Source organism: Pseudomonas sp. Sample_24, assembly GCF_004307605.1.
Lineage (GTDB): Bacteria > Pseudomonadota > Gammaproteobacteria > Pseudomonadales > Pseudomonadaceae > Aquipseudomonas.
In genome coordinates this window covers 1-2930 of sequence record NZ_RCNW01000132.1, presented here as the reverse complement: position 1 = coordinate 2930, position 2930 = coordinate 1, and the positions used below count along the sequence as shown (strand labels likewise).

General features: G+C 58.8%; 4 protein-coding genes. All 4 read right to left on the bottom strand.

The features are described from left to right. Positions 1–2: 2 nt before the first annotated feature. From lptA to D8V06_RS06420, 4 genes are read right to left on the bottom strand one after another with little or no spacing between them, the layout of a single operon-like run. A complete protein-coding gene (lptA, locus tag D8V06_RS06435) occupies positions 3–551 on the bottom strand; it encodes a lipopolysaccharide transport periplasmic protein LptA (protein ID WP_056855029.1) in 549 nt (182 codons plus the stop codon). Then, positions 538–1110, bottom strand: coding sequence for an LPS export ABC transporter periplasmic protein LptC (gene lptC, locus D8V06_RS06430; protein WP_056855030.1), 573 nt, complete (start codon positions 1108–1110; stop codon positions 538–540). The genes lptA and lptC overlap by 14 nt, the downstream gene beginning before the upstream one ends. 7 nt (positions 1111–1117) lie before the next feature. Beyond that, on the bottom strand, positions 1118–1642 hold the full coding sequence (locus D8V06_RS06425) for an HAD family hydrolase (RefSeq protein ID WP_130930644.1): 525 nt from the start codon (positions 1640–1642) through the stop codon (positions 1118–1120). After that, positions 1642–2616 carry a KpsF/GutQ family sugar-phosphate isomerase gene (locus D8V06_RS06420; protein WP_130906270.1) on the bottom strand — a complete coding sequence of 325 codons (975 nt, stop codon included), beginning with the start codon at positions 2614–2616 and terminating at the stop codon, positions 1642–1644. The genes D8V06_RS06425 and D8V06_RS06420 overlap by 1 nt, the downstream gene beginning before the upstream one ends. Between the last annotated feature and the right edge of the window lie 314 nt (positions 2617–2930).

Here is a 2930-nt window from a genome sequence, read left to right as displayed (position 1 = left end):
CATTACTGGGCCTTTTGCTCGTCGGTTTTCTTTTTCGGCTGGATCACCATGTCGACGCGCGGACGCGACTCGGTCACCTTGCTACCCGTGGCGCGACCGGCGCTGGCCAGCTTCTTCTGGGTGTCGTAGACGATTTTCTCGCCCTGGGTGACGTTGTTGTCCTTGTCGATGACCTTGGCGCGGTCGATCAGCACCACGCGATTTTGCGAGGCGTGGTACTGGATGGTTACGCCGTAGCCCTGCACGGGTTTGGTGTCGCCCGCGGTCTGCAGTTGCTCGAAGTAGGCCAGGTTGCCCACCGATGTCACCACGTCGATGTCGCCATTCGGAGCGCGTGTCATGGTCACTTTGTTGCCGGTGACCTTCATCGAACCCTGGGTGATGATGACATCGCCCGTGTAGGTGGCAATACCGTTCTTGTCGTCCAGTTGGGCGTCGTCGGCCTGGATGCGAATAGGCTGCTGTTGATCGTCCGGCAGAGCCCAGGCGCTCACGCTTCCCAGTGCAGCGCTCAGACTGAGCAAAATAGGGAGGGTTTTAACGAGCCTCATACTGTCCTCTTACGTTCGATAGCAGGTGTATCCTGCTTTCTTTCAAATACGCTTTCATTCCCTTGCCAGTCGATACACCGCCAGCGCCGTCGATTCTAACGGGTTGCTCGGTCTGCGCATATTGCTGCTGCGGGAACACCGTCATACGAGTGGTGGTGATCAGGGTTCTGCGGTTTTTCTCATCGAAGCGGGTGATGCGTACCGAGTCGATCAGTTCGACCTGGGTGCCGTCTGGATTGACTTCACCCTTATCGCTCTGGACATGCCATGGAAACTGCGTGCCGCGGAACATGTTCAGGTCCGGATTGGTCAGTAGCGTTACTTCAGTCGCTTTCAGGTGCTCGACCTTGTCCGAAGTCATTTCATACTGCAACTTGCCATCGGGCAGGAACTGCACGCTATGGGCATTGATGGCGTAGTAATCAATTGCGCTGTTATCGACCTGCACGACCGGCTTGTCGAGGAAGCGTTCCGGACTGATGTTCCAATAGCCGACCGCGGCGAAAATCGCCGTGATGCAGCCGAACAGCAGTATGTTGCGTATTTTTTTGCTCAGCATGTTTGGCTCACAGGTACGCGGCGTTGGCCGCATCGAGGCGGCCCTGGGCGCGCAGGATCAGTTCGCAGAATTCACGGGCGGCACCTTCTCCACCGCGGGCCATCGTGACGCCGTGGGCGTGCTCGCGCACGAAGCTGGCGGCATTGGCCACAGCCATGCCCAAACCGACGCGGCGAATCACCGGCAGGTCCGGCAGGTCGTCACCGAGGTAGGCGACCTGTTCATAGCTTAAGCCTAATTGCTCAAGAAGACCGTCGAGAACCACCAGTTTGTCTTCGCGCCCCTGGAACAGATGAGGAATGCCGAGGTTTTTTGCCCGACGTTCGACCACCGGGGTCTTGCGGCCGCTGATGATGGCGGTCTGTACGCCGGCGTTCATCAGCATTTTGATGCCTTGCCCGTCGAGCGTATTGAATGTCTTGAATTCACTGCCATCTTCAAGGAAATACAGGCGACCGTCGGTGAGAACGCCGTCGACGTCGAAAACCGCCAGTTTGATTGCCTGGCCGCGTTGCAACAGGTCGGCACTCATTACATTACCCCCGCGCGCAGCAAGTCGTGCATGTTCAAGGCGCCGACCGGACGGTCTTCGTCGTCAACCACGACCAGTGCGTTGATCTTGTGGTCTTCCATGATTTTCAGGGCCTCGGCGGCGAGCATTTCGGCGCGGGCAGTCTTGCCGTGGGCGGTCATGACCTGATCGATCGTGACGCTATGGATGTCGATGCTGCGGTCCAGGGTGCGGCGCAAATCACCGTCGGTAAAGATCCCGGCCAGTTTGCCATTGGTTTCAAGGATCACCGTCATGCCCAGACCCTTGCGGGTCATTTCCATCAATGCATCCTTGAGCAGGGTGCCGCGCTGGACCTGTGGGAGCTCCTGACCGGCGTGCATGACGTTGTCCACTTTCAGCAGCAGGCGTCGGCCCAGGGCGCCGCCCGGGTGCGAGAACGCGAAATCTTCAGCGGTAAAGCCGCGGGCTTCAAGCAAGGCAACGGCCAGGGCATCGCCCATGACCAGTGCGGCGGTCGTCGATGAAGTCGGCGCCAGGTTCAGCGGGCAGGCTTCGTGCTCGACGTGAACATTCAGGTTCACCTCGGCGGCCTTGGCCAGCGGCGAGTCAGGGTTGCCGGTCATGCTGATCAGCTGGATGCCCAGGCGCTTGATCAGTGGCAGCAGGGTGACGATTTCATTGGTCGAGCCGGAGTTCGACAGCGCGAGAATGATGTCGTCCCGGGTGATCATGCCCATGTCGCCATGGCTGGCTTCGGCGGGGTGGACAAAAAATGCCGTGGTGCCGGTGCTGGCCAGGGTGGCGGCGATCTTGTTGCCGATGTGCCCCGACTTGCCCATGCCGACCACGACTACGCGGCCTTTGCTGGCCAGAATCATCTCGCAGGCGCGTACGAAATCCGCATCGATTTGTGGCAGCAAGCCTTGTACGGCTTCCACTTCGAGGCGGATGGTGCGTTGGGCGGATTGAATCAGGTCGCTGGATTGGCTCATGTCAGAAATCGTTTAGCCTGATGAAAAGGCGGCGATTATAGCGGTTATGATCGAAACCCTCACGCAAGTTCGTCGCGCATTGTCATTCCTTGTTACTCAATCCCTCTAAATGACGCGTCATGGCGGGCATGTGACCGAATATGGCCCGGCTTTGGCCTTGGGCGCGTGACCATTGCAGTGATATAGTTCGCCGCCAGTTCGGCCCGCCCGAGAGGCATGTGCTTTCGTCAGAAAGTCAGGCGTCCGAGTGAGAGGCTGCATCGCAAGGAGTTTAGATGAGTGCCGATAACGCCTACGCGGTCGAGCTGAAGGGA